The sequence below is a fragment of the Halobacillus sp. KGW1 genome (assembly GCF_001592845.1).
Taxonomy (GTDB): Bacteria; Bacillota; Bacilli; order Bacillales; family Halobacillaceae; genus Halobacillus.
The window spans coordinates 124,307-143,688 of the sequence record NZ_LSOC01000004.1 but is presented as its reverse complement, the minus strand read 5'-3'; the positions used below and the strand labels follow the sequence as shown (position 1 = coordinate 143,688).

The window sequence follows — 19,382 nt, the reverse complement described above, 5'->3', positions numbered from 1 at the left end:
GATGTATGCGCCTCTTTAGTTGTATCCAAAAATCAATCGTGTGAAGAATAGATACCCAAGAATAACGGTTATGATAACAAGGATTTGCAGACATAAACCAATAATACTGCACACCTTACCGCTGATGGCTAAATTCCTTCCCTCCGCTTCCTCTCCCGTGCTGAGTACGGTGTTGGCATAAATGATCCCCATGATTCCTGTAATAAGTCCGAGGAAAGGTAAAAAGATCGACAAAATGCCTAAAACGAGTGACGTCATTGCTTTTTCGTTCATCATCAACATCCTCTGCCTGTGTTTCTCTATAATAGAAGTATAACAAAAAGAAGAGAGGGAGGAGTCCATTCATTTTGTATATCGGTTCGCATAACTGCTGGCCACAATGGAGTCCGGTTTGATTTTCGGTTCCATTCCCAGGGATTCAATCCTTGCGACCATTTCGTTCACATACACCCTGGTCCTGTTACGCTCGCCGGAACCGATGTCCAGATGCCCTTCCATTGTAAATGTGGCCCCTTTATAAATGTGGGGGAGAACGATTTCTATCAGCTCGTTCTTCCGTTCTTCTGTGAACAGCGATGCTACCTGTTCTGTAAGGGAAGTTTCATAGGAAATGCGCTCATGGAGCGTGGTCATTTTCCTGGGAACAGATTCTTTGCGGAAACACGCCCAAGCTCCTTTGCCTACCCTTTGAATGACAATTCCGGTAATGAACAACGTGTGGGAAGGGTGTACTTGAGAATCGGTACCAAGCATCAGGCGGTAATTGGCAAGGGGGTCGCTCAACATGAACGTCTTAATATGCGAGAATGCTTCGGCAAAGCTCATTTTCTTATGGGTAAGGTTTTGAAACATATCGAATGGATTCATATCAAACAGCTCCTTTGTTTTCTATAAAGAAAATATCGGACTACATAGTTTTGTCTCATTACTGTTTAATAGAAGTATGTACAGAAATAACTGGGAATATATGTTTTGAGTGGATTGCTGACAATGGTTGTACATTCTATGCTCTGTGAGGGGCCGGTATACCTCGGGCAGTGGAAAGGGGAGGGGAACAGCATGTACGAGGCAGAGGAGAAGAAGCGAAGCTTAAAAGGCAGAGTGATTGTCGGAATTGATGGATGGAGCCGATCGGGAAAAACGACATTCGTGCATCACCTGTGTCAAAGATTTGAAGAAGAAGGAATCCATACGGTAGTCTTTCATTTGGATGATCACATCGTAAACTGGAAAGACCGGTATCAAACGGGATACCCTTCCTGGCAGGAATACTACTATTTTCAATGGAAAGTGAAATGGCTGCAGGAGCATTTGTTCCGCTTTGTGCGCGAGAAGGATAAGGTCTGTCTTCCTTACTATGCCCCTGATGCAGATGACCATCAATGGAAGGAAACGCGACTTCCGGAAGCCTGTGTTATTTTCATAGAAGGTGTCTTCCTGCAGCGCGAAGAATGGCGTACCTTTCTTGATTATGTTGTATTTCTAGATTGCGACAGGGATGTGCGCTTTCAGCGGGAATCATCAGAAACACAAAAGGATATTCATAAGTTCAGAGAACGGTATTGGCCGGCGGAAGACCATTATCTGCTTCAGGTTGATCCGACCGGCCTCGCGGATCATGTAATAGATACAACCCGAAAAGACGGCTGCTCAAAAGATGAAAATCCATACGAGCACAATAGTAACAGCGAAAGTAATGGCATATATCGTCGACAGTAGTGGAATGCTGCTGGAATTCCTCCGGTCGTCCTTCAGATTGTTTACATCATTTTCGTACGAGGGATTTTCCTCCTCTTTTGACACAGATCGGGCAATCCAAACCGTCCCGATGAGGGCTGTGACAGATACGGCAAGAATGATTCCAAAATAAAAAGCGTACACGGCATTCTCTCCTATCCTTGGCTTACTTCCATTATAAGGGTTATCACGTATCGGGCGATACCGGTTTTTTCAATTATTCTGGAGCTTGAAAAAGATCCGCGTTAATCCCACCTTCTGCAAAGCATCTCCTGCGAATCACAACAGACGCATACTGTTGCTTATCAGTATAATTGAGGAAATTGGATAATAATGATTCATCTTGCAGGATAAACCAATTTATTTTGGAAAGCATACATAGGGAGGTGAGAGCGATGGATTGGATATGGAAAGCGATTTTGATCATATTTGTCGGCACCATTATTCTAAGAATAGCCGGCAGAAAGTCGATTTCACAAATGACCTTGTCCCAAACAGTAATTATGATTGCCATTGGATCCTTGTTGATACAGCCGGTAGCCGGCAAAAATATCTGGGTCACCTTCGGGGTAGGCGGTGTCCTGGTATTGACGCTGATGCTCATGGAATACGCTCAGGTAAAATTTGATTTTATGGAGAGATTTCTTACAGGACGATCCGTCTCTATCATAGAAAATGGTCGTATGAATGAGAAAAACATGAAGAAGTTACGCTTCACTGTGGATCAATTGGAGATGAAGCTGAGGCAATTGAACGTTACCTCCATCCAAGATGTGAAAACGGCTACCCTGGAACCGAATGGACAGATCGGTTATGAATGGAAAGACTTGAAGCAACCTGCGACGAAACAAGATGTTCAGATGATCCACACAGAGTTGAATCGTATTCTGCAGGCGTTGCAGTTGAATGGTACACAGGATAGGAATGGAAAGGGTAATCCAGATATATTCCAAGAAGTCGAACAGAAGAAGCATATTCAGCCACCTCCGGATCGACTACAGTGATTCAAGTTTTACAAGAAGTAAAACATTCCGAATCCTGATATAATGAAAAGGGAGGTGAGCATATTGAAATCATTACACTCTATAGAGGAAGTGGATGAGTTTGTCGCAGGGAAAGGCTTGTCCGTCCTTTACGTTTCCCGACAAGGCTGTTCCGTTTGTCATGGTCTGTATCCTCAAGTAGAGGAATTACTGGAAGATTATCCAGAGATTGAGGCGAGACATGTCGATACCGATCAACTTCCTGAAGTAGCCGGACAGTATTCAGTCATGACCGTCCCGGCGGTCCTTGTTTATTCAGAAGGGAAAGAATGGTTTCGAAAGGCACGTTTTGTACCTATAGGAGAACTGAACGCGCAGCTGGCAAAGCTGAATCACTTTATTAACGAAGAATAAGGGCATCTGTTGAGGTAGGATCAACAGATGTCTTTTTTATTTGGACTCACTTTAATTTATCAGTTAATTCAGTCAATTTGCGCTTATCGGGATTTTCTAGAAAATTCAACCCGCATATACAATCATGAGCCGAGATTATTCACGATGAGACGGTGTGAAGTGGATATATCTCTCCTTGAAACCGTTTACACTCACTAATTGGCTCTTAGAGAGGTGACTTGCCGAAAAACCCTTGAATAACTATCTGCCAGTGTTATTATGAAAAACGTCTTGAAGAAAGCGAACAAAAAACGCGAACGGGAGAGATTAACCCAAATGATTAAACAAACGATTGCTTTTCTAGGTGCAGGCTCAATGGCTGAAGCGATGATATCCGGAATGGTGGAATCCGGCAATATTCCAGCGGACAACATCGTTGTAACCAATCGAAGTAATCAACAACGTTTAAATACAATTTATAATAAATACGGCGTGCGTACAGTATTGAAAGATGATCTGGATTATTCGGAAATCGACCAGTTCATTCTTGCAATGAAGCCAAAAGATATTGATGGAGTCTTAGCGGACTTGAAAGATAAATTAACTGCTGATCAAGTGCTCGTATCTGTTCTTGCAGGTATATCCACATCTTATATGGAGGAGCGCTTAAACGAAGGACAGAAAGTGATCCGTGTCATGCCGAACACATCGAGCATGCTTCGGGAATCCGCTACGGCGATTTGTCCGGGAGCATTCGTAGACATGGAGAATGTCACAGTGGCTAAGGACCTGCTTCGTTCCATCGGAGAAGTTTTCATTATTGATGAAGACAAAATGGATGTATTTACTGGAATTGCGGGTAGCGGACCGGCTTACTTCTATTATCTAATGGAGCATATTGAAGAAACGGGACGTGCGGAAGGCATGGACAGGGAAACCTTACGCGAGATCGGAGCACAGACATTACTTGGAGCAGCCAAGATGATGTTGGAAAGAGAAGAAAGCCCGACGGAGCTGCGTGAAAATGTGACATCCCCGAACGGTACGACTGCAGCAGGTTTAGAAGCTTTGGATGCCAATGGTGGAGGTCATGCCATTTCCCAGGCAATCTTGGGTGCAGCAGGACGTTCCAAGGAACTAAGTAAAGAATTAGAAGGACTACTTGTAGGAAGTAAATAAGCGGAATCAATAGATGCGAAAATGTTAAATAGGAGTGATAGGTTGACTCAACAGAAAAAAAGGGTAGTAATTAAAATAGGCAGCAGTTCTCTTACCAGTATGCATGGTGAAATCAGCAGACGTAAATTAGAAAAATTAGTAGATGAAGTCGTCCGTTTGAAGGACGACGGCCACGAAGTTTTACTCGTATCCTCAGGTGCCGTAGCGGCAGGCTATCGCAAACTCGGTTGTCTGGAACGCCCAAGTTCCCTTCCGGAAAAACAAGCCGCAGCATCCATTGGCCAAGGATTATTGATGGAATCTTATTCCGATCTTTTCCTGTCCCACGGCTATATGGGCTCACAAATTCTCATCACTAGAAGCGACTTCTCAGACGAAAATCGTTATACCAATGCACGTAACACAATCAATGTCCTCTTAGAACGCGGTATCATCCCGATTGTAAACGAGAACGATACCATTACCATCGATCGACTACGGTTCGGAGACAACGATACGCTTTCTGCTAAAGTAGCTGGACTCGTCGATGCAGATCAACTAATCATTTTATCTGACATTGATGGACTTTTCGATGACGACCCACGTAAAAATGAAAATGCTGAACTTCTCGATAAAGTCCACGAAATTACACCGGAAATCGAAGCTGCAGCCGGTGATCCGGGAAGTGCAGTAGGCACCGGTGGAATGAAGTCCAAGATTGATGCCTTTAAGATATCCATGGCATCCGGAATTTCTTCCTTCCTGGGTAAAGCAACGACGCCGGGAATCGTCTATGATGCCGTTTATCAAAAGGCGAAGGGAACCTACTTCGTAACCGACAAAGAAGCAGAAAACTTGGATCATAAGAAACAGTGGATTGCTTTCAATTCCGGTCCTGAAGGGGAAGTAATCATTGACCACCGTGCACAGGAAACATTCATCGACAATAAGCAGAGCTTGATGCCGACGAACATCCATCATGTCCAAGGACGCTTTGACAAAGGGGCTGTTGTCCGTATCCATGACCTGAATGGTGAAGAAATGGGTCTTGGTGTCGTCAATTATTCTTCGGAGGAAATGGAAGAAATGATCGGTCTTACAGAACCGGAACTGGAGTCTTATGAACAAGCAGCAATTGAACGGAAAGACTTTGTCTGCCACTTGGAAGTTGCCCTGCCCGTAGGTGTGTAAAATAAACAAGGAGGTCTTTGATGACTCAAACGAAAAAGAATGTGAATGTAGAGCAGCAAGCAATCGAAGCCAAAAAAGCATCCAAGAAGTTGATGGTTTTATCAGAAAAAGAAAAGGATGAAGCATTAAACCATCTTGCTGATGTGCTGGAGCGCGACTATGAAACCATTCTTGCCGCTAACGAGAAGGATTTGCAAAACGGCCGGGAGCAAGGTTTCACAGAAGCCTTCATGGACCGATTGGCATTGTCTAAAGAAAGAATTGCGGATTTTGCACAGGGACTTAGAGATGTGGCTAAACTGGAAGATCCTACACGCCGCGTCCTATCCGACTGGACGCTTGAGAACGGGTTGAAAGTGGAAAAGGTAACCGTTCCATTGGGCGTTATCGGCATGATTTATGAAGCTCGGCCTAATGTAACAGTAGATGCTACCGGTCTTGCGCTTAAATCAGGTAACGCTATCGTACTGAAGGGTGGTTCTTCTGCCATCCATTCCAATGAAGCGATCGTTCAAGTCATGCACAAAGGCTTAGCAGAAACGAAAATACCAAAGGAAGCTGTCCAGTTCATTGCTTCCACTGATCGAGCGGCGACCAACGAGCTGTTTACGATGAAAGAGCACATTGATGTGCTGATTCCGCGCGGAGGCGGCAAGCTTATCCAAGCTGTGGTTGAGAATGCAACGGTCCCTGTTCTTGAAACAGGGGTAGGTAACTGTCACGTTTATATTGATCAGACGGCCGATGTAGAAAAAGCGATCCAAATTCTCGTCAATGCAAAAACAGATCGTCCGGCTGTTTGTAATGCCGCGGAAACGCTGGTCGTTCACAAAGAGTGGTTGGAACAGCATGCCGAAGCATTGATCGCTGCTTTCGAACAGAACGGCATTACCGTTCATGGTGACGAATATATTCAAAAAACGATTCCAGGAACGATTCCTGCAGGGGAAGAAGACTGGGCAAACGAATATTTGAGCACAGATATTGCAGTAAAAGCTGTCGATGATCTCACGGAAGCAATCGCTCATATTGAAGCATATGGTACGAAGCATTCGGAAGCAATCATTTCCGAAGATCAGGAGTCCGTCGATACCTTCTTCGCATTGGTGGACGCGGCAGCACTTTATCATAATGCTTCCACCCGTTTTACGGACGGAGGAGCGTTAGGCTTTGGTGCGGAAATCGGTATCTCCACACAAAAATTGCATGCGCGTGGTCCAATGGGATTGCCTGCATTGACGACAGTGAAGTTTCTTATGAAGGGAACCGGCCAAATCAGATAAGAACAGAATGAAAAAAAGGAAGCCGTCTACTCTACGGCTTCCTTTTTCTATGAAATTAAAACGATTCACCGACCATCGCCTGTGCGAGAGTGGCCGTCGTAGTGACGTTGCTGAAATCTACTCCGAGCTGGACCGCTGTCTGAGCAATCTCAGGGCGGATGCCGACGACGGTCGTTCTCACACCAATCAGACGCAGCCCATCAATCAATTGGAAGATCTGGTGGGCAACCATCGTGTCTACTAGATACACACCGGAGAGGTCTATGTATAAATCAGCGACACTCTGACTGGTGCATTTCTGTAAGGTATTATCCAAAATGGCGCTAGCTCTCGCTGTATCGATGTTGCCTACAAGAGGCAGTAAGGCCCTACCATTGGATAATTGAATCAAAGGAGAACTTAATTCATTAATCGTGTGTTTCTGCTTCTGAATCTGTGTGTTCAACTGATTGGACTTTTCTTCTGCAACTTTGTACATAATCTGATCGAACGCTTCTATCAACTTACGTGTCCAAAGCGCCTCACGATCTCTCGTAATTTGAATACCATCTCTCGCTTTGAACTCTTGCAGGAAATCAAGGTACTGCAGCCGGACCCGCATGAATTCACGCATGATCTCATGGGTAGGTGTTTCTAAATGGTGAGGGTCGCTGCCTATTTTTACAATCCATTCATGGATGTGGAGATAAAAGCTTTCCATATCCATCATAAACAGCTGAGACAGGTATGTGTGGAATTCGTTGTTCTGTGCTTTCAGATTGGTAATCGTATCGATATCTGTCGAGCCGTAGACGCCGGTTCCTGATTTATCAAGAGACTCGTACCATTCTTCCGTAAGTATAGAGGATTTGGATAACAAAAAATCACGAAACGCCTGGTTGACCTGCATCTTCCTTCTCCTCTCTTTTGTTTCTACCGTCGGGAAAACTATAATTATATAACATTCATTATATAGAGGTTTTACTAAATTTCCAACAATAATCGTCTGTAATAACTATGGAGCGGAATATGCCAGACAGGATGGGGGAATAGAAGAGATTAGGAGGTGACACCATGACAATCAGAAGTATTTTGTTGGAACAGTTGGAGGCGGTGTATGACAGGAATCACTGGTTCGTTTGTTTTGAGATAGCGGTCAAAGATTTGACGGAAGCAGAGGTGCATCGCAAAGGAGAGGACGGTCATTCCATCTTTGAGCTTGTCCATCATCTTTACTTTTATAATGAAAGGTACCTCTGCAAGTTTCTCGGTGAAGAAGTGCAGGAACTGCCCAGAAACTATAATACATTTCAAGCCCGTGATGCCATGGACTGGAGTGAGTGTATCGCCGACTTCCGCAAAGTCATGTTGAAGTTTCGAAAAGAAATAACCGCGTGCAGTGAAGAGAAATTGACGAAGTGGGGTGGGACACTAACACATTTATTTATCCACAACGCCTATCATATCGGTCAGATCGTCAGTATCCGCAAGCAGAAGAAGTGGTGGAGTACTCATCCTGTTGTTAAAGGCTAAGACGCGTGTGTGGAATGCCCACGCACGCGTCTTGCTTAAACAAATAATTAATCTTCGAAAAGTGGAGTAGTAGCTTCCAGGCAGGTGATGCTGCAGACACAATCCAAATCTACAGTAATGCACACCCCTGTAGCCAATAGGTTACGGACACTGGTCGTAGGGAAGTAGTCACAAACTGTATCTCCACCGAGATCTAATGGGTTACCACTAGCATCTGCAGGAAGCAGCAATTCAAGCTTCACACAGTTCTTCTTACCATCAACGAATTTCTTCGCTTTGAAGATCGGGCTTTGAACGCAGTCAAGGTACGTTCCGCCCCCTCCAGGAAGGCGGCGTCTGACAACGCTGCTTCCGATGAACGGTTTACAATCTTTACAGTAAAGAATAAACGGAACAGTCGTAGGTCCATTACCGTTTGATTCCGGAGACAACAGGTCTCTGATGGAACGCTCACAGCTTACATCGCAGCAGCGATCCCTGCCGGCAACCTCCTCCTGTGCAGCGATGATTTTCTTGATGACATCACGTACACATCCGCTATCTTTACCACTAGAATGACAAGAGCTCATTCAATTTCTCTCCTTTATAAGTTATTCCTTAACAGTCTATGGAAATTACTAGATTGCGCTTGTACAAACGTCTATTTCTATGAAAAAATCTTTCATGTCGGATAGAATAGGTGGAAGCCGTCTCTAGCATCGCTCGAACAACATATATTATTTTATCTACTTGCTTCTGCAGGTAGAAGAATGGTTCACCACGCCATTGTATTTCCCTGCGTGTGGACACCTGCATGGGGCAGGTGTCTTTTTTTTGGGTTTATAGCAGTTCAATTGGATAGTAATGAATGTCCACTCATTTTTATTGAATTTTCTAAAAAATAGGTATAAAATGGTTACATACTGAACGGTTAGTATGTTATTCAGAAATGTAAGCGGTTTAAAAGGAGGTTGAACGATGCACGTTATGGAATTATTTGATTTAAGCGGGAAGACCGCCATCGTTACAGGAGGCGGGCGTGGGCTTGGGGAGCAGATTGCTGCAGGCCTGGCGGAAGCAGGAGCGAACATCGTCGTATGTTCGAGAAAGCAGGACGCCTGCGAGACGGTTGCTTCTTCATTGAAAGAAAAAACTGGTGTAAAGACGCTGGGAATGGCTTGTGATGTCACGGACCCTTCCCAGGTGGAGGCAGTCATTGCCGCAGTAAAAGAGCAATTTGGAACGATTGATATACTCGTTAACAACAGTGGAGCAACGTGGGGGGCGCCTACACTGGAAATGCCGGTGGAAGCTTTTCAGAAAGTGATGAACGTCAATGTCACAGGGACGTTTCTAATGTCACAAAAAGCCGGGGAAGTAATGGTGGAGCAAGGGTACGGGAAGATCATCAATATTGCCTCCGTGGCCGGGCTCGGCGGTGCGGACCCGCGCTTCATGGAAACAGTAGGGTACAACGCAAGTAAAGGTGCCGTCATCACTTTCACAAAGGATTTGGCTGTTAAATGGGGTTCGTCCAATATTCAGGTGAATGCACTGGCCCCGGGGTTCTTCCCGACTAAGATGTCCAAGGGAGTATTGGATCAGGGAGGGGAGTTCATTTTAGACCGGACCCCACTCGGGCGCTTCGGTTCAGAATCCGACCTTAAAGGGGCGGCACTGTTCCTCGCATCCAAAGCATCTGATTACGTCACCGGTGACGTGCTTGTCGTAGATGGCGGGATGCACGCATCCTGTTAATTAATGAAGGAGGATGATAGAGATGGAACGATTGACGGTCGTAGGTGCAGGGAGTATGGGACATCAGATCGCCATGCTTGGAGCTCTGGCAGGGTATGAAACGAACCTTCATGATAAAGAGGAATCATCGCTTCATAAAGCCGAAGAGAAGTTAAAAGGAATTATGGATAAGTGGATCGATAAAGGGAAAATTTCTTCGGAAGACTGCCGGGAAGCATTCGGACGTCTTCATTACACGACGGACTTAAGAGAAGCGGCCGGCCAGGCGGATATCGTCATAGAAGCCGTCGTTGAGAAGCTGGAAGTGAAGCGGGAAGTGTTCGGGCAGCTGGACTCGATCGTACCCTCCCATACGATTCTTGCTACTAATTCTTCTACTATTGTCAGCTCGCTGATTGCAGATGTGACGACGCGCCCGGATAAGGTTTGCAATATGCACTTCTTCTTTCCGCCGCTGGTTATGGACTGTGTGGAAGTGGTGAAAGGCGAACACACCTCTGATTCCACAGTGGAAACAGCCATGGAGGTCTGCAAACGCATGAACAGAACAGGTGTGTTGCTGGAGAAGGAAATATCCGGATTCATTGCAAACCGTATCTTGTTCGCTGTTCAAAGAGAAGCGATGCACCTTTACGAAGAAGGCTATGCCGACTTTAAGGATATTGATAAAATCGTCAAAAAAGCGTTGAGTCATCCACTAGGTCCGTTTGAACTGATGGACTTGTCCGGAATTGATGTCGGTTATTATGTCATGCAGCAGCATTACGAAGAAACCGGAGATCCGGCGGTCAAACCTTCTAAGACGTTGGAGGAGAAACTGAAGGCGGGAGAGTTGGGAAGAAAGACCGGTAAAGGATTCTACCAGTATGATTCCACCGTAAAGAGTTGAGGAGGGAGGAGATGCATGAGTGGGAAGTGACCATCCGATTTTGTGAAACCGATTTGCTTGGACATGTGAACAACAGCAACTACTTCATCTATATGGAAGATGCAAGGGTCCAGTTTTTTTCAGACTGTGATCTCGTCGGGGAGCGCTGGAATTTCGTATTAGCATCAGCGACGTGCGATTTTCTCAAGCAGGTATACTTCGGCCAAACGCTCCTCCTTCGCAGCCGTATCGTAAAAATAGGGAGCTCAAGCTTTCATTTGGAACAGGAAATGGTAGATAAGGATACGGAAGAGACGGCAGCAAAAGGGCTTTCGATTGTTGTCCAATACGATTTCGACAATGGAAAAAGTCTACCGCTGTCGGAAGCTCAGCGCAGCAATTTGGAAAAATATCGATACGTAATGAGTGAATAGAGTGGGGGCGTGGATATGAAAAGAGACACACTTCCTGTCCGTTCGGGAGAGGAACTGGAAATCGAGCGGATCGAGCAGTGGCTTAGAGACCGCATGGAACTGCCTTCAGGAGAACTGGCCGTCCGCCAATTTGGAACCGGCCATTCGAATCTGACTTACGAGCTTTCCATTTGTGACGAGTGGAAAGCCGTGCTGCGTCGTCCTCCGCTTGGTCCAGTGGCTCCGAAAGCCCATGATATGGAAAGAGAGTTTGCCGTGCTTCAGGCTCTCCATCCCTTTTTTCCTTTGGCACCTGAACCGTATATGTATGATTCCGGAGAAGTCATCGGGAGTCCCTTCTTCTTGATGGAAAGAAGGGAAGGAGTTGTTTTTGATTCCAGTTTTCCTGAAGGGATAAAACCGTCCCGGGAGTTAGGTCGTGCTCTGTCGGAAACGATGGTGGACCGGCTCGTAGAACTGCATGCTATTCCTTACAAAGAAACGGCTTTGAAGGACATGGTAAAGCCGGAGGGTTTTATGGAAAGACAGGTACACGGCTGGATCAAACGCTATGAGAAAGCACGCACGGATGATGTTGTATCCGGGGAAAGATTAATGAAGTGGCTGATTAATCATATCCCAGATTCTGATAAAGCTGCCATTATCCATTATGATTACAAGCTGAATAATGCCATGTTCCAGAAGGATGATCCATCCAGAATGGTCGGTCTATTTGACTGGGAAATGACAACGGTCGGTGATCCTCTCGCTGATCTTGGAGCGGCGATGGGGTACTGGATTCAATCGGATGATCCGGAATCGTTGAAAACCGGACTTGGTAAACCTTCTGTTACGATTCAGGACGGTTTCTATACAAGGGAACAGTTCATATCCAGGTATGCGGAGAAAAGCGGCCGGGATGTGTCCAACGTCCATGTGTACGTAACCTTTGCTTATTTCAAACTGGCAGGAATCATTCAGCAGATTTATTACCGTTATAAGCGGGGCCAGACGGACGACCCCCGATTTGAGGGAATGAACGTGTTCGTCAATCATTTGATCGAACATGCAGAAGAAACGGCGGGATTATAATATGGGAAAAATCCAAGTAATTTTTAAGAAAGAGGATATCCGCCCGGATGATCTGGAAGGGAAAGTGGCCGTTGTTTTCGATGTCTTGTTTGCGACCTCTACCATAACGGCGGCTCTGGCTGACGGGGCTGCTGCTGTCATCCCGGTATTTGATGCAGAACAGGCGAGAAAGAAGGCGGCTGTTATGAAAGAGCCGTTTTTGCTTGCCGGAGAAGATCAAGGAAAAGGAATAGAGGGCTTCCATCCACCGCTTCGGACTCATTTAAAGCCACATATCAAGAATCATCATCTCATTTTGTCCACAACCAACGGTACCGTCGCCCTGCACCGAGCCCGGAGAGCAAAGCGTCTCTATGCTGCTTCCCTATTAAATAATCCAGCTATGGCTGAGCATCTTGTCAGGTTACATGGAGGGGATACAATCGTTATCATCTGCTCCGGGTCAAGCGGTCACTTTACGCTTGAAGATTTCTACGGTGCCGGGAGTCTTATAACCTATATGGAGCAGGAAGGAGTATGGACGCTTTCCGACGCTGCCATCGCTGCCCGCGATTTTTACAACAGTAAGGGAACTGCGAGAGCAGAGGTGCTTTTGGAGTGTCGTATCGGACAAATGCTGCTATCGGAAGGGTTAAATCCGGAAGAAGTGGAGTTTGTCGCTGAAGAAGGTCATTTTGATACGATTCCTACTTATGATGCGGAAGAAGCTGTGTTGAAGGAGGGAAGACATGCCGCCAGTAAAATATAAAGTAGCCGGCGGGGAATTTCTTGTACGGGACCTGCCGCTGGATGTTGTTTTCACACCGGAAGAACGAACAGAAGAACACAAAATGATTGGTGACACCGCTCGACAATATATTACCCGGGAAATACACCCAAATAGAAAGAGAATAGAAAGTGGAGATTATGCTTTTGTCGCCTCCAAAATGAAAGAAGCCGGAGAGTTAGGGCTGCTTGCCCATAGTATTCCCGAACGGTTTGGCGGTCTGGGTCTGGATAAAATGAGTAAAGGTATCGTCGGGGAAGCGCTGGGCAGCGGTGGTGGATACAGTGTCGCTCATTCGAACCATACGTGCATCGCAACCTTGCCGATCACTTATTTCGGGTCGGAGGAGCAGAAAAGGAACTATCTTCCGAAACTTGCCAGTGGAGAGTATATTGGAGCATACTGCCTGACAGAACCGGAGGCGGGATCTGATGCGCTGGCGGCTAAAACGACAGCGGTCATGAATGAAGAGAAGTCCCACTACTTATTGAACGGTACAAAAATATATATCACCAACGCTTCCTTTTCCGATACGTTCATTGTGTACGCAAAAGTGGACGGGAAGGACTTCACTGCTTTCATTGTAGAGAAGGATTTCCCTGGATTATCCATTGGTCCTGAGGAAGAGAAGATGGGGATCAAAGGGTCTTCCACCTGCTCGGTCGTGATGGAGGATTGTGAGGTTCCGGTCGAGAATGTACTTGGAGAAATCGGCAAAGGACATCTGATCGCCTTAAATGTATTGAATTTAGGGAGGTTCAATTTAGGTTTCGCTGCTCTCGGTGCAGCGAAGCAGGCCCTGCAGCTGGCTGTTCAGCATACTTCGGAGCGGAAGCAGTTTGGAAGAGCGATTTCGGCATTCCCTGCTACTAAAGAAAAATTGGCCAGGATGGCCGGCGATATTTTCGCTTCTGAATCGCTTTTGTATCGGACAGCTGGTCATATAGAATCTGCTCTTGGGTATTTGGATGAAGCAGCGGAGCCTTCCGAGACAGCTAGAGCGATGAACGAGCATAAGATGGAAGCGGCGATTTGTAAAGTTGCGGGATCCGAGACCTTGGATGCCGTTGTGGATGAAGCGCTCCAGCTTCATGGGGGTGCCGGTTTTATTAAAGAATATCCGATTGAACAAATGTACAGGGATGCGCGCATCAATCGAATTTTCGAAGGAACGAACGAGATTAACCGTCTTCTGATCGCCGGATCTTTCTTGAAATCAGCAGAAAAGGAGAGGACAAGTTTCCAATCTATTCTGGAACAAGCAGAATACTCTTTAAAGAATAGAGGTTATATGAGGTCTACGGGAGAGCTTGGTGATGCAGAAGAAGCGGTAGCCTTATACAGGGATTTATTTCTTGTGACGGCTGGTTCGGCTGTCCGTAAATATGGAAAGTCCCTCTCTGAAAATCAGGAAATAATGATGGCTCTTGCTGATCTTGCAATGGAATTATATCGAACGCAATCGGTTGTCTGGCGTGTCAAGAAGTCCTTACAAAGACAACATAAGGACGCTTCTTGGCAGAAGAAGCTTGTCTATTTGATAGTGGAGGACGCCAACCTGCGCATTCAGTCTTCCGTAATATTCCTTTTGTCGGACCTGCTGGAGGGAGAAGAAAGAGTTCATACACTCAGGAATGTCAGCGGGCTGTTAAGTGTGTATCACTGGCCGGATTCTATCCAAAGGAACAGGGAAATTGCAGAAGCGTTGAATGAGTTCAGACAGTATCCAAACTAATGAAGGAGTTGTAGAAAATGAGAGGTAATGAACATTTGACTGTACAGGTGAACGGACCGATTATGCATTGTGTGCTAAACCGACCGGAAGCGCTTAATGCCTTTTCCGACCAAATGATTTCCGGTTTAATGAAGGCTTTGAAGGAAGCGGAAGAATCAGAAGATGTGAAGGCAGTCGTCCTATCAGGTGCCGGTAGATCTTTCTCCGCCGGAGGTGATGTGAAGGGTATGGGGCAGGCGAGTGCTGCTAAGCTGTATGATCATGTGGGGAAATTGAATCAATTGATATTGGCTATCAAAGCACTTCCGAAGCCGGTTATAGCTGTCGTTCACGGATATGCAGCCGGTGCCGGTTTCAACCTTGCTCTCGCTTGCGATCAAATTCTTGCAGCAGAAAAGAGCAAGTTCGTCATGAGCTTCGCTCAAGTCGGCCTTATCTCTGATGGTGGCGGTCATTATTTCTTAACGAAAGTACTTGGTCCATATCGTGCCAAAGAGTTACTGTTCCGCGCAGAACCGATCAACGTGGAGCAGGCATATGACTGGGGTATGGTAAACCGGATTCTTCCAGTCGATGATCTTGAGGGCGCGGCCATGGAATACGCGCTTGAAATAGCCAACGGGCCTGCACGGGCAATCGGCATGATTAAAAGGGTGGTCGACCAGGCGGATCAATCCGATCTTGCGGCCATTCTCGAGCAGGAAAGAATCTCACAAACGATGATGATCGCAACCGAAGATCATAAAGAAGGCGTCGAAGCGTTCAAGAATAAACGCAAGCCGGAATTTGCAGGGAGGTGAACGAAATGAAAGCCATACAATTCAAAGCATACGGAGGTCCGTCTGTCCTTGAGGAGGTAACCATTGACGTACCAACATTGGAGAAGGACGAGGTGCTGCTGAAAGTGGAGGCTGTCGGTGTGAATTACGCCGATACTGCGAGACGGGAAGGAGCCTATGTCGTACCTACCCCGCTCCCTTTCATACCTGGAGCTGAGGTAGCCGGTGTTGTTGCAGGCACGGGTTCAGATGCCTCTCGTTTTAAAGAAGGGGACAGGGTGGTTACTTTAATTGGATCAGGTGGATATGCAGAGTTTGTGAAAACGAAGGAGAGCACCTTAATTCCAATCCCGGACGGAGTCGACTACGAAACAGCTGTCGCTTTACCACTTCAGGGACTGACTGCTTACCATATTCTAACGACGATGGGACGGATGGAAAAAGGAGAAACCGTCCTTATTCATGCCGCGGCCGGCGGTGTTGGTTCTCTTGCGGTTCAGCTCGCCAAGCATTTTGGAGCGGGAAACGTTATTGCTACGGCAAGTACAGAAGAGAAACTGCTTCTTGCCAGGGACCTTGGTGCCGATCATGTCATTAACTATACACATGAGCATTGGCGGGAAGACGTTATGGATGTTACGGGAGGTAAAGGAGTTGACGTTGCACTGGAGATGGCCGGTGGAGAAGTTTTTCTTGAGACGGTGAAGTGTATGAGATCTTTCGGCCGCGTCGTCGTTTATGGAGTGGCAAGCGGTAATCCTGCGACGATGTATCCATCTGGACTCATGAACCGTAACCTCTCTGTCATCGGATTCTTTCTTCCTCAAATCATGAAGAAGCCGGTCTTGTTTGAGAAGAGTCTTGACCATCTTCTACAGTTAGTGAATACCGGAGATTTAAAGCTGACTATCGGCGGAGTATTCAAGCTTGAGGAAGCAGCGCGTGTCCACGAGATGATGCAGGGGAGACAAACGACAGGTAAAATTGTATTAAAACCTTGAAGAGAGAAGCAGGGGAACCTGCTTCTTTTTTTGTTTTCTTCACTTGGAGCTGTGAAAGTAGGGATATCTGTCGAAAGCAGGAGATTTGGAAATGAATCCAGAATAAGTAAGGTTACTGATAGAAGAGGAGGATGGCTGTGTTTATACATAAAGTAGACGAGCAATTATCTTTAAAACTGATTGGTTTCGAGGATGCAGAAGAACTTTACGAATTGTCGGACCGTTCTCGTGAGCATATAAGGACATGGCTTCCTTGGGTCGACTACACCAAGTCACCGGAGGATACGAGAAAATATATCCAAGGGTGTTTGGAGAGCTATGCGGATAACAATGGTTTGACCGTCTGTTTGCTGGAAAGTGGGAAGATTGCTGGTATTCTCGGGTTCCATGAATATGATTGGGGGAATAAGAAGGCGAGTGTCGGCTACTGGATGGGGACAGATTTCAAGGGCCGTGGTTTATTGACAAGGGCATGCCGTGCCTTGTTCGATTATGCGTTCAAAGAATTAGGGTTAAACAGAATTGAAATCCGGGCGGCGGAGGGGAATATCAAAAGCAGAGCGGTACCGGAACGCCTGGGCTTTGTACAGGAGGGGATCATCCGCGACGCGGCATTACTGTATGGGAATTACACCAACCACGTGGTGTATGGGATGCTTTCAAAAGATTGGGAGTAGAACACAGCAAAAAAACCGCCTGGGGACCAACCCAGGCGGTTTTTTTATAGAATGGCAGTTGATTCGTTTTTAATATCTGTAATGAACATGTGGCCGGGAGCGTGTGTAATCATGATATCGGGTTTTTGCTGCATGGCCACCGCTTGCGGGGTAACACCGCAGGCCCAAAAAACCGGTACTTCATCACGGTGTATGGTAACAGACTCTCCAAAGTCGGGAGAATTTAAGTCTTTAATTCCGATTTTGCCAGGATCACCTATGTGTACAGGAGCGCCGTGAACGTTTGGAAATCGGCTTGTTACTTGAACGGCCCGGATTGCGTCCGCCTGTTTCATCGGCCGCATGCTGACAACCATTGGACCATGAAAGTTACCAGCCGGAACGCACTCGATGGAGGTTCGGTACATTGGTACATTACGATTTTCCTCGATATGACGGACGGGGATGTTGTTTTCAAGCAGTGCCTGTTCAAATGTGAAACTGCATCCAAGCAGAAACCCGACCATGTCCTGTGTCCAGGCATTTGTAATGTCCGTGGTTACCTCGGACAACACGCCGTCCTTATATATATGATACTTAGGAAGGTCTTTCCTAAGATCGGCTCCCGGAGCGGTTAACAACGGGGCGAAGCTGCCCGGGTCTGTAACATCAAGAACCGGGCACGGTTTAGGGTTTCTTTGGCAAAATACAAGAAAATCAAAGGCCAGTTCCCGGGGGACAACGGCAAGGTTTCCCTGTACAAAACCGTTGGCCATTCCGGCGGTAGGGCCTTTCCAACTACCTTCCCGGATCATTTCTCGCGCCTCTGAAGGGGACAGTATAGATGGTTCCAATGACAACACTCCTACTGGAATAATTTAGGTATACCTTGGAACAGGGACAAGCCTCCCATGTAAGCCATGGCTATAACGATAATGACGCCAAACACGGTAAGCCATATTGGGTGTTTGTAGTCCTTACCGACAATTTTTCGGTTGTTTGCTGCAACCAGCATGACGCCTAAAGCGATCGGCAGAATCAAACCATTTAAAGATCCGACAAGTATTAAGATTTTTACCGGTTGTCCGATAGAAACGAATACGCTTGTAGAAATGATGATAAAGGCAACGATAAACCACTTATGATATTTTTCGATGGTTTTACTGAATGTCCGTATAAAGGAAACGGAGGTATACGCAGCGCCTACGACAGAAGTTACCGCGGCTGCCCACATGATAACACCGAATATTTTGTAACCTACGTTTCCAGCTGCCGCCTGAAATACGGAAGCAGGAGGGTTGTCCGGGTTTAAAGTGAAACCTGATGCGATAACGCCGAGAGATGCGAGGAAGAGAAAGATCCTCATGACGGATGCGATACCGATTGCTGAAACGGAGCTTTTCGTAACTTCACCGAGAGATTCTTTCCCTTTGACGCCCGCATCAAGGAGACGGTGGCCGCCGGCAAACGTGATATAGCCGCCGACCGTACCTCCGACGAGGGTTGTAATAGCCAGGAAATCAATCGTATCCGGTACAAATGTCTTCGTGATCGCTTCTCCTACCGGTGGTTCTGCTGAGAACATGACAAAGATCGTCAAGGCAATCATGACGAACCCGGCAATCTGCGCGAATCGGTCCATGACTTTTCCAGCTTCCCGGACGAGAAAGACACCGACGGCAACGATTCCACTAAAGAGCGCCCCGAGTTCAGGAGATATCCCGAAGAGTACGTTGGTTCCAAGTCCTGCACCGGCGATATTTCCGATGTTGAAGGCTAGACCACCGGCGACGATCAGTACGGATAAGAAAACACCGAGACCTGGAACCAGACTGTTCGCTATGTCCTGTGCTGGTTTCTCGGCAATTGCAATAATGCGCCAAATATTGAGCTGGGCACCGATATCGATAATGATGGAAATAAGGATGACAAATCCGAAACTTGCTGCTAATTGTTGAGTGAAATGCGTAGTCTGGGTAAGGAAACCGGGTCCGATAGCTGAGGTGGCCATCAAAAACGCGGCGCCTAATAGGAGACTTCTGTTTGATTGTTGTTTCATGGAGCTGCTCCTTTCTGCT

At 46.5% G+C, this 19,382-nt stretch carries 22 protein-coding genes; 16 read left to right on the top strand and 6 right to left on the bottom strand.

The features are described 5' to 3' along the window. Positions 1–15: 15 nt before the first annotated feature. Both AXG56_RS15680 and AXG56_RS15675 read right to left on the bottom strand, forming a co-directional pair. A complete protein-coding gene (locus AXG56_RS15680; protein ID WP_008636650.1) occupies positions 16–273 on the bottom strand; it encodes a hypothetical protein in 258 nt (85 codons plus the stop codon). A gap of 69 nt (positions 274–342) precedes the next feature. After that, on the bottom strand, positions 343–867 hold the full coding sequence (locus AXG56_RS15675; protein ID WP_008636648.1) for a ribonuclease H-like YkuK family protein: 525 nt from the start codon (positions 865–867) through the stop codon (positions 343–345). A gap of 192 nt (positions 868–1,059) precedes the next feature. Between AXG56_RS15675 and AXG56_RS15670 the strand changes: the two genes are divergently transcribed. The 6 genes from AXG56_RS15670 to AXG56_RS15645 all read left to right on the top strand — a co-directional run bounded on the left by AXG56_RS15670 (position 1,060) and on the right by AXG56_RS15645 (position 6,745). Beyond that, positions 1,060–1,719 carry a kinase gene (locus AXG56_RS15670; RefSeq protein ID WP_064503513.1) on the top strand — a complete coding sequence of 220 codons (660 nt, stop codon included), beginning with the start codon at positions 1,060–1,062 and terminating at the stop codon, positions 1,717–1,719. A 413-nt stretch (positions 1,720–2,132) separates the two neighbouring features. Beyond that, positions 2,133–2,741 carry a DUF421 domain-containing protein gene (locus tag AXG56_RS15665; RefSeq protein ID WP_008636631.1) on the top strand — a complete coding sequence of 203 codons (609 nt, stop codon included), beginning with the start codon at positions 2,133–2,135 and terminating at the stop codon, positions 2,739–2,741. A 54-nt stretch (positions 2,742–2,795) separates the two neighbouring features. Next, on the top strand, positions 2,796–3,134 hold the full coding sequence (locus AXG56_RS15660; protein ID WP_328700172.1) for a thioredoxin family protein: 339 nt from the start codon (positions 2,796–2,798) through the stop codon (positions 3,132–3,134). A 315-nt stretch (positions 3,135–3,449) separates the two neighbouring features. Then, positions 3,450–4,292 carry a pyrroline-5-carboxylate reductase gene (gene proC, locus AXG56_RS15655; protein WP_008636626.1) on the top strand — a complete coding sequence of 281 codons (843 nt, stop codon included), beginning with the start codon at positions 3,450–3,452 and terminating at the stop codon, positions 4,290–4,292. Between the two features lie 42 nt (positions 4,293–4,334). Beyond that, the gene (proB, locus tag AXG56_RS15650) at positions 4,335–5,462 is read left to right on the top strand and encodes a glutamate 5-kinase (protein WP_026578642.1); all 1,128 of its coding nucleotides are present in this window, start codon (positions 4,335–4,337) and stop codon (positions 5,460–5,462) included. A 20-nt stretch (positions 5,463–5,482) separates the two neighbouring features. Next, positions 5,483–6,745, top strand: coding sequence for a glutamate-5-semialdehyde dehydrogenase (locus tag AXG56_RS15645; RefSeq protein WP_062515391.1), 1,263 nt, complete (start codon positions 5,483–5,485; stop codon positions 6,743–6,745). 55 nt (positions 6,746–6,800) lie between these two features. Here the strand turns inward: AXG56_RS15645 and AXG56_RS15640 are convergent, their stop codons facing one another. Then, entirely contained in the window at positions 6,801–7,634 is an 834-nt protein-coding gene (locus AXG56_RS15640; RefSeq protein WP_008632892.1) for an STAS domain-containing protein, read from the bottom strand. A 164-nt stretch (positions 7,635–7,798) separates the two neighbouring features. Between AXG56_RS15640 and AXG56_RS15635 the strand changes: the two genes are divergently transcribed. Continuing rightward, positions 7,799–8,257, top strand: a complete 459-nt coding sequence (locus tag AXG56_RS15635; protein WP_008632891.1) for a DinB family protein — start codon at positions 7,799–7,801, stop codon at positions 8,255–8,257. A 47-nt stretch (positions 8,258–8,304) separates the two neighbouring features. Here the strand turns inward: AXG56_RS15635 and AXG56_RS15630 are convergent, their stop codons facing one another. Continuing rightward, the gene (locus AXG56_RS15630; RefSeq protein WP_008632890.1) at positions 8,305–8,826 is read right to left on the bottom strand and encodes a CotY/CotZ family spore coat protein; all 522 of its coding nucleotides are present in this window, start codon (positions 8,824–8,826) and stop codon (positions 8,305–8,307) included. A gap of 388 nt (positions 8,827–9,214) precedes the next feature. On the opposite strand from AXG56_RS15630, the gene AXG56_RS15625 reads away from it, so the two are divergent. The 9 genes from AXG56_RS15625 to AXG56_RS15585 all read left to right on the top strand — a co-directional run bounded on the left by AXG56_RS15625 (position 9,215) and on the right by AXG56_RS15585 (position 17,325). Further along, positions 9,215–9,994 (top strand): SDR family oxidoreductase, encoded by a 780-nt coding sequence (locus AXG56_RS15625; protein WP_062515388.1) that lies wholly within the window; start codon positions 9,215–9,217, stop codon positions 9,992–9,994. 22 nt (positions 9,995–10,016) lie between these two features. After that, positions 10,017–10,883: a 3-hydroxyacyl-CoA dehydrogenase family protein gene (locus AXG56_RS15620; RefSeq protein ID WP_201029322.1), complete on the top strand. Its 867-nt coding sequence runs from the start codon at positions 10,017–10,019 to the stop codon at positions 10,881–10,883. A gap of 11 nt (positions 10,884–10,894) precedes the next feature. Beyond that, positions 10,895–11,296 carry a thioesterase family protein gene (locus AXG56_RS15615; RefSeq protein ID WP_062515384.1) on the top strand — a complete coding sequence of 134 codons (402 nt, stop codon included), beginning with the start codon at positions 10,895–10,897 and terminating at the stop codon, positions 11,294–11,296. A 15-nt stretch (positions 11,297–11,311) separates the two neighbouring features. After that, positions 11,312–12,367 carry a phosphotransferase family protein gene (locus AXG56_RS15610; RefSeq protein ID WP_062515381.1) on the top strand — a complete coding sequence of 352 codons (1,056 nt, stop codon included), beginning with the start codon at positions 11,312–11,314 and terminating at the stop codon, positions 12,365–12,367. 1 nt (position 12,368) lies between these two features. After that, positions 12,369–13,115: a 2-phosphosulfolactate phosphatase gene (locus tag AXG56_RS15605; RefSeq protein WP_008632872.1), complete on the top strand. Its 747-nt coding sequence runs from the start codon at positions 12,369–12,371 to the stop codon at positions 13,113–13,115. Continuing rightward, positions 13,096–14,868, top strand: coding sequence for an acyl-CoA dehydrogenase family protein (locus AXG56_RS15600; protein WP_062515379.1), 1,773 nt, complete (start codon positions 13,096–13,098; stop codon positions 14,866–14,868). The genes AXG56_RS15605 and AXG56_RS15600 overlap by 20 nt, the downstream gene beginning before the upstream one ends. 17 nt (positions 14,869–14,885) lie before the next feature. Then, the gene (locus AXG56_RS15595) at positions 14,886–15,668 is read left to right on the top strand and encodes an enoyl-CoA hydratase/isomerase family protein (RefSeq protein WP_008632870.1); all 783 of its coding nucleotides are present in this window, start codon (positions 14,886–14,888) and stop codon (positions 15,666–15,668) included. A gap of 5 nt (positions 15,669–15,673) precedes the next feature. After that, the gene (locus AXG56_RS15590; RefSeq protein WP_026578636.1) at positions 15,674–16,648 is read left to right on the top strand and encodes a quinone oxidoreductase; all 975 of its coding nucleotides are present in this window, start codon (positions 15,674–15,676) and stop codon (positions 16,646–16,648) included. A gap of 137 nt (positions 16,649–16,785) precedes the next feature. Further along, positions 16,786–17,325, top strand: a complete 540-nt coding sequence (locus AXG56_RS15585) for a GNAT family N-acetyltransferase (RefSeq protein ID WP_008632867.1) — start codon at positions 16,786–16,788, stop codon at positions 17,323–17,325. A 44-nt stretch (positions 17,326–17,369) separates the two neighbouring features. Here AXG56_RS15585 and AXG56_RS15580 read toward each other — a convergent pair whose 3' ends face one another. Together AXG56_RS15580 and AXG56_RS15575 are read right to left on the bottom strand one after the other, a co-directional pair. Further along, positions 17,370–18,158, bottom strand: a complete 789-nt coding sequence (locus AXG56_RS15580; RefSeq protein WP_008632865.1) for a putative hydro-lyase — start codon at positions 18,156–18,158, stop codon at positions 17,370–17,372. A gap of 11 nt (positions 18,159–18,169) precedes the next feature. Next, positions 18,170–19,363, bottom strand: a complete 1,194-nt coding sequence (locus tag AXG56_RS15575; protein WP_026578634.1) for an NRAMP family divalent metal transporter — start codon at positions 19,361–19,363, stop codon at positions 18,170–18,172. Positions 19,364–19,382 lie beyond the last annotated feature (19 nt).

Bases quoted from the DNA above. Each gene is read 5' to 3' on its own strand.
- AXG56_RS15675 (WP_008636648.1), bottom strand. From the start codon at position 867: ATGAATCCATTCGATATGTTTCAAAACCTTACCCATAAGAAAATGAGC.
- AXG56_RS15635 (WP_008632891.1), top strand. From the start codon at position 7,799: ATGACAATCAGAAGTATTTTGTTGGAACAGTTGGAGGCGGTGTATGAC.
- proC (WP_008636626.1), top strand. From the start codon at position 3,450: ATGATTAAACAAACGATTGCTTTTCTAGGTGCAGGCTCAATGGCTGAA.
- AXG56_RS15620 (WP_201029322.1), top strand. From the start codon at position 10,017: ATGGAACGATTGACGGTCGTAGGTGCAGGGAGTATGGGACATCAGATC.
- AXG56_RS15590 (WP_026578636.1), top strand. From the start codon at position 15,674: ATGAAAGCCATACAATTCAAAGCATACGGAGGTCCGTCTGTCCTTGAG.
- AXG56_RS15600 (WP_062515379.1), top strand. From the start codon at position 13,096: ATGCCGCCAGTAAAATATAAAGTAGCCGGCGGGGAATTTCTTGTACGG.
- AXG56_RS15595 (WP_008632870.1), top strand. From the start codon at position 14,886: ATGAGAGGTAATGAACATTTGACTGTACAGGTGAACGGACCGATTATG.
- AXG56_RS15575 (WP_026578634.1), bottom strand. From the start codon at position 19,363: ATGAAACAACAATCAAACAGAAGTCTCCTATTAGGCGCCGCGTTTTTG.
- AXG56_RS15680 (WP_008636650.1), bottom strand. From the start codon at position 273: ATGAACGAAAAAGCAATGACGTCACTCGTTTTAGGCATTTTGTCGATC.
- AXG56_RS15645 (WP_062515391.1), top strand. From the start codon at position 5,483: ATGACTCAAACGAAAAAGAATGTGAATGTAGAGCAGCAAGCAATCGAA.
- AXG56_RS15670 (WP_064503513.1), top strand. From the start codon at position 1,060: ATGTACGAGGCAGAGGAGAAGAAGCGAAGCTTAAAAGGCAGAGTGATT.
- AXG56_RS15625 (WP_062515388.1), top strand. From the start codon at position 9,215: ATGCACGTTATGGAATTATTTGATTTAAGCGGGAAGACCGCCATCGTT.
- AXG56_RS15640 (WP_008632892.1), bottom strand. From the start codon at position 7,634: ATGCAGGTCAACCAGGCGTTTCGTGATTTTTTGTTATCCAAATCCTCT.
- AXG56_RS15665 (WP_008636631.1), top strand. From the start codon at position 2,133: ATGGATTGGATATGGAAAGCGATTTTGATCATATTTGTCGGCACCATT.
- AXG56_RS15615 (WP_062515384.1), top strand. From the start codon at position 10,895: ATGCATGAGTGGGAAGTGACCATCCGATTTTGTGAAACCGATTTGCTT.
- AXG56_RS15605 (WP_008632872.1), top strand. From the start codon at position 12,369: ATGGGAAAAATCCAAGTAATTTTTAAGAAAGAGGATATCCGCCCGGAT.
- AXG56_RS15610 (WP_062515381.1), top strand. From the start codon at position 11,312: ATGAAAAGAGACACACTTCCTGTCCGTTCGGGAGAGGAACTGGAAATC.
- AXG56_RS15630 (WP_008632890.1), bottom strand. From the start codon at position 8,826: ATGAGCTCTTGTCATTCTAGTGGTAAAGATAGCGGATGTGTACGTGAT.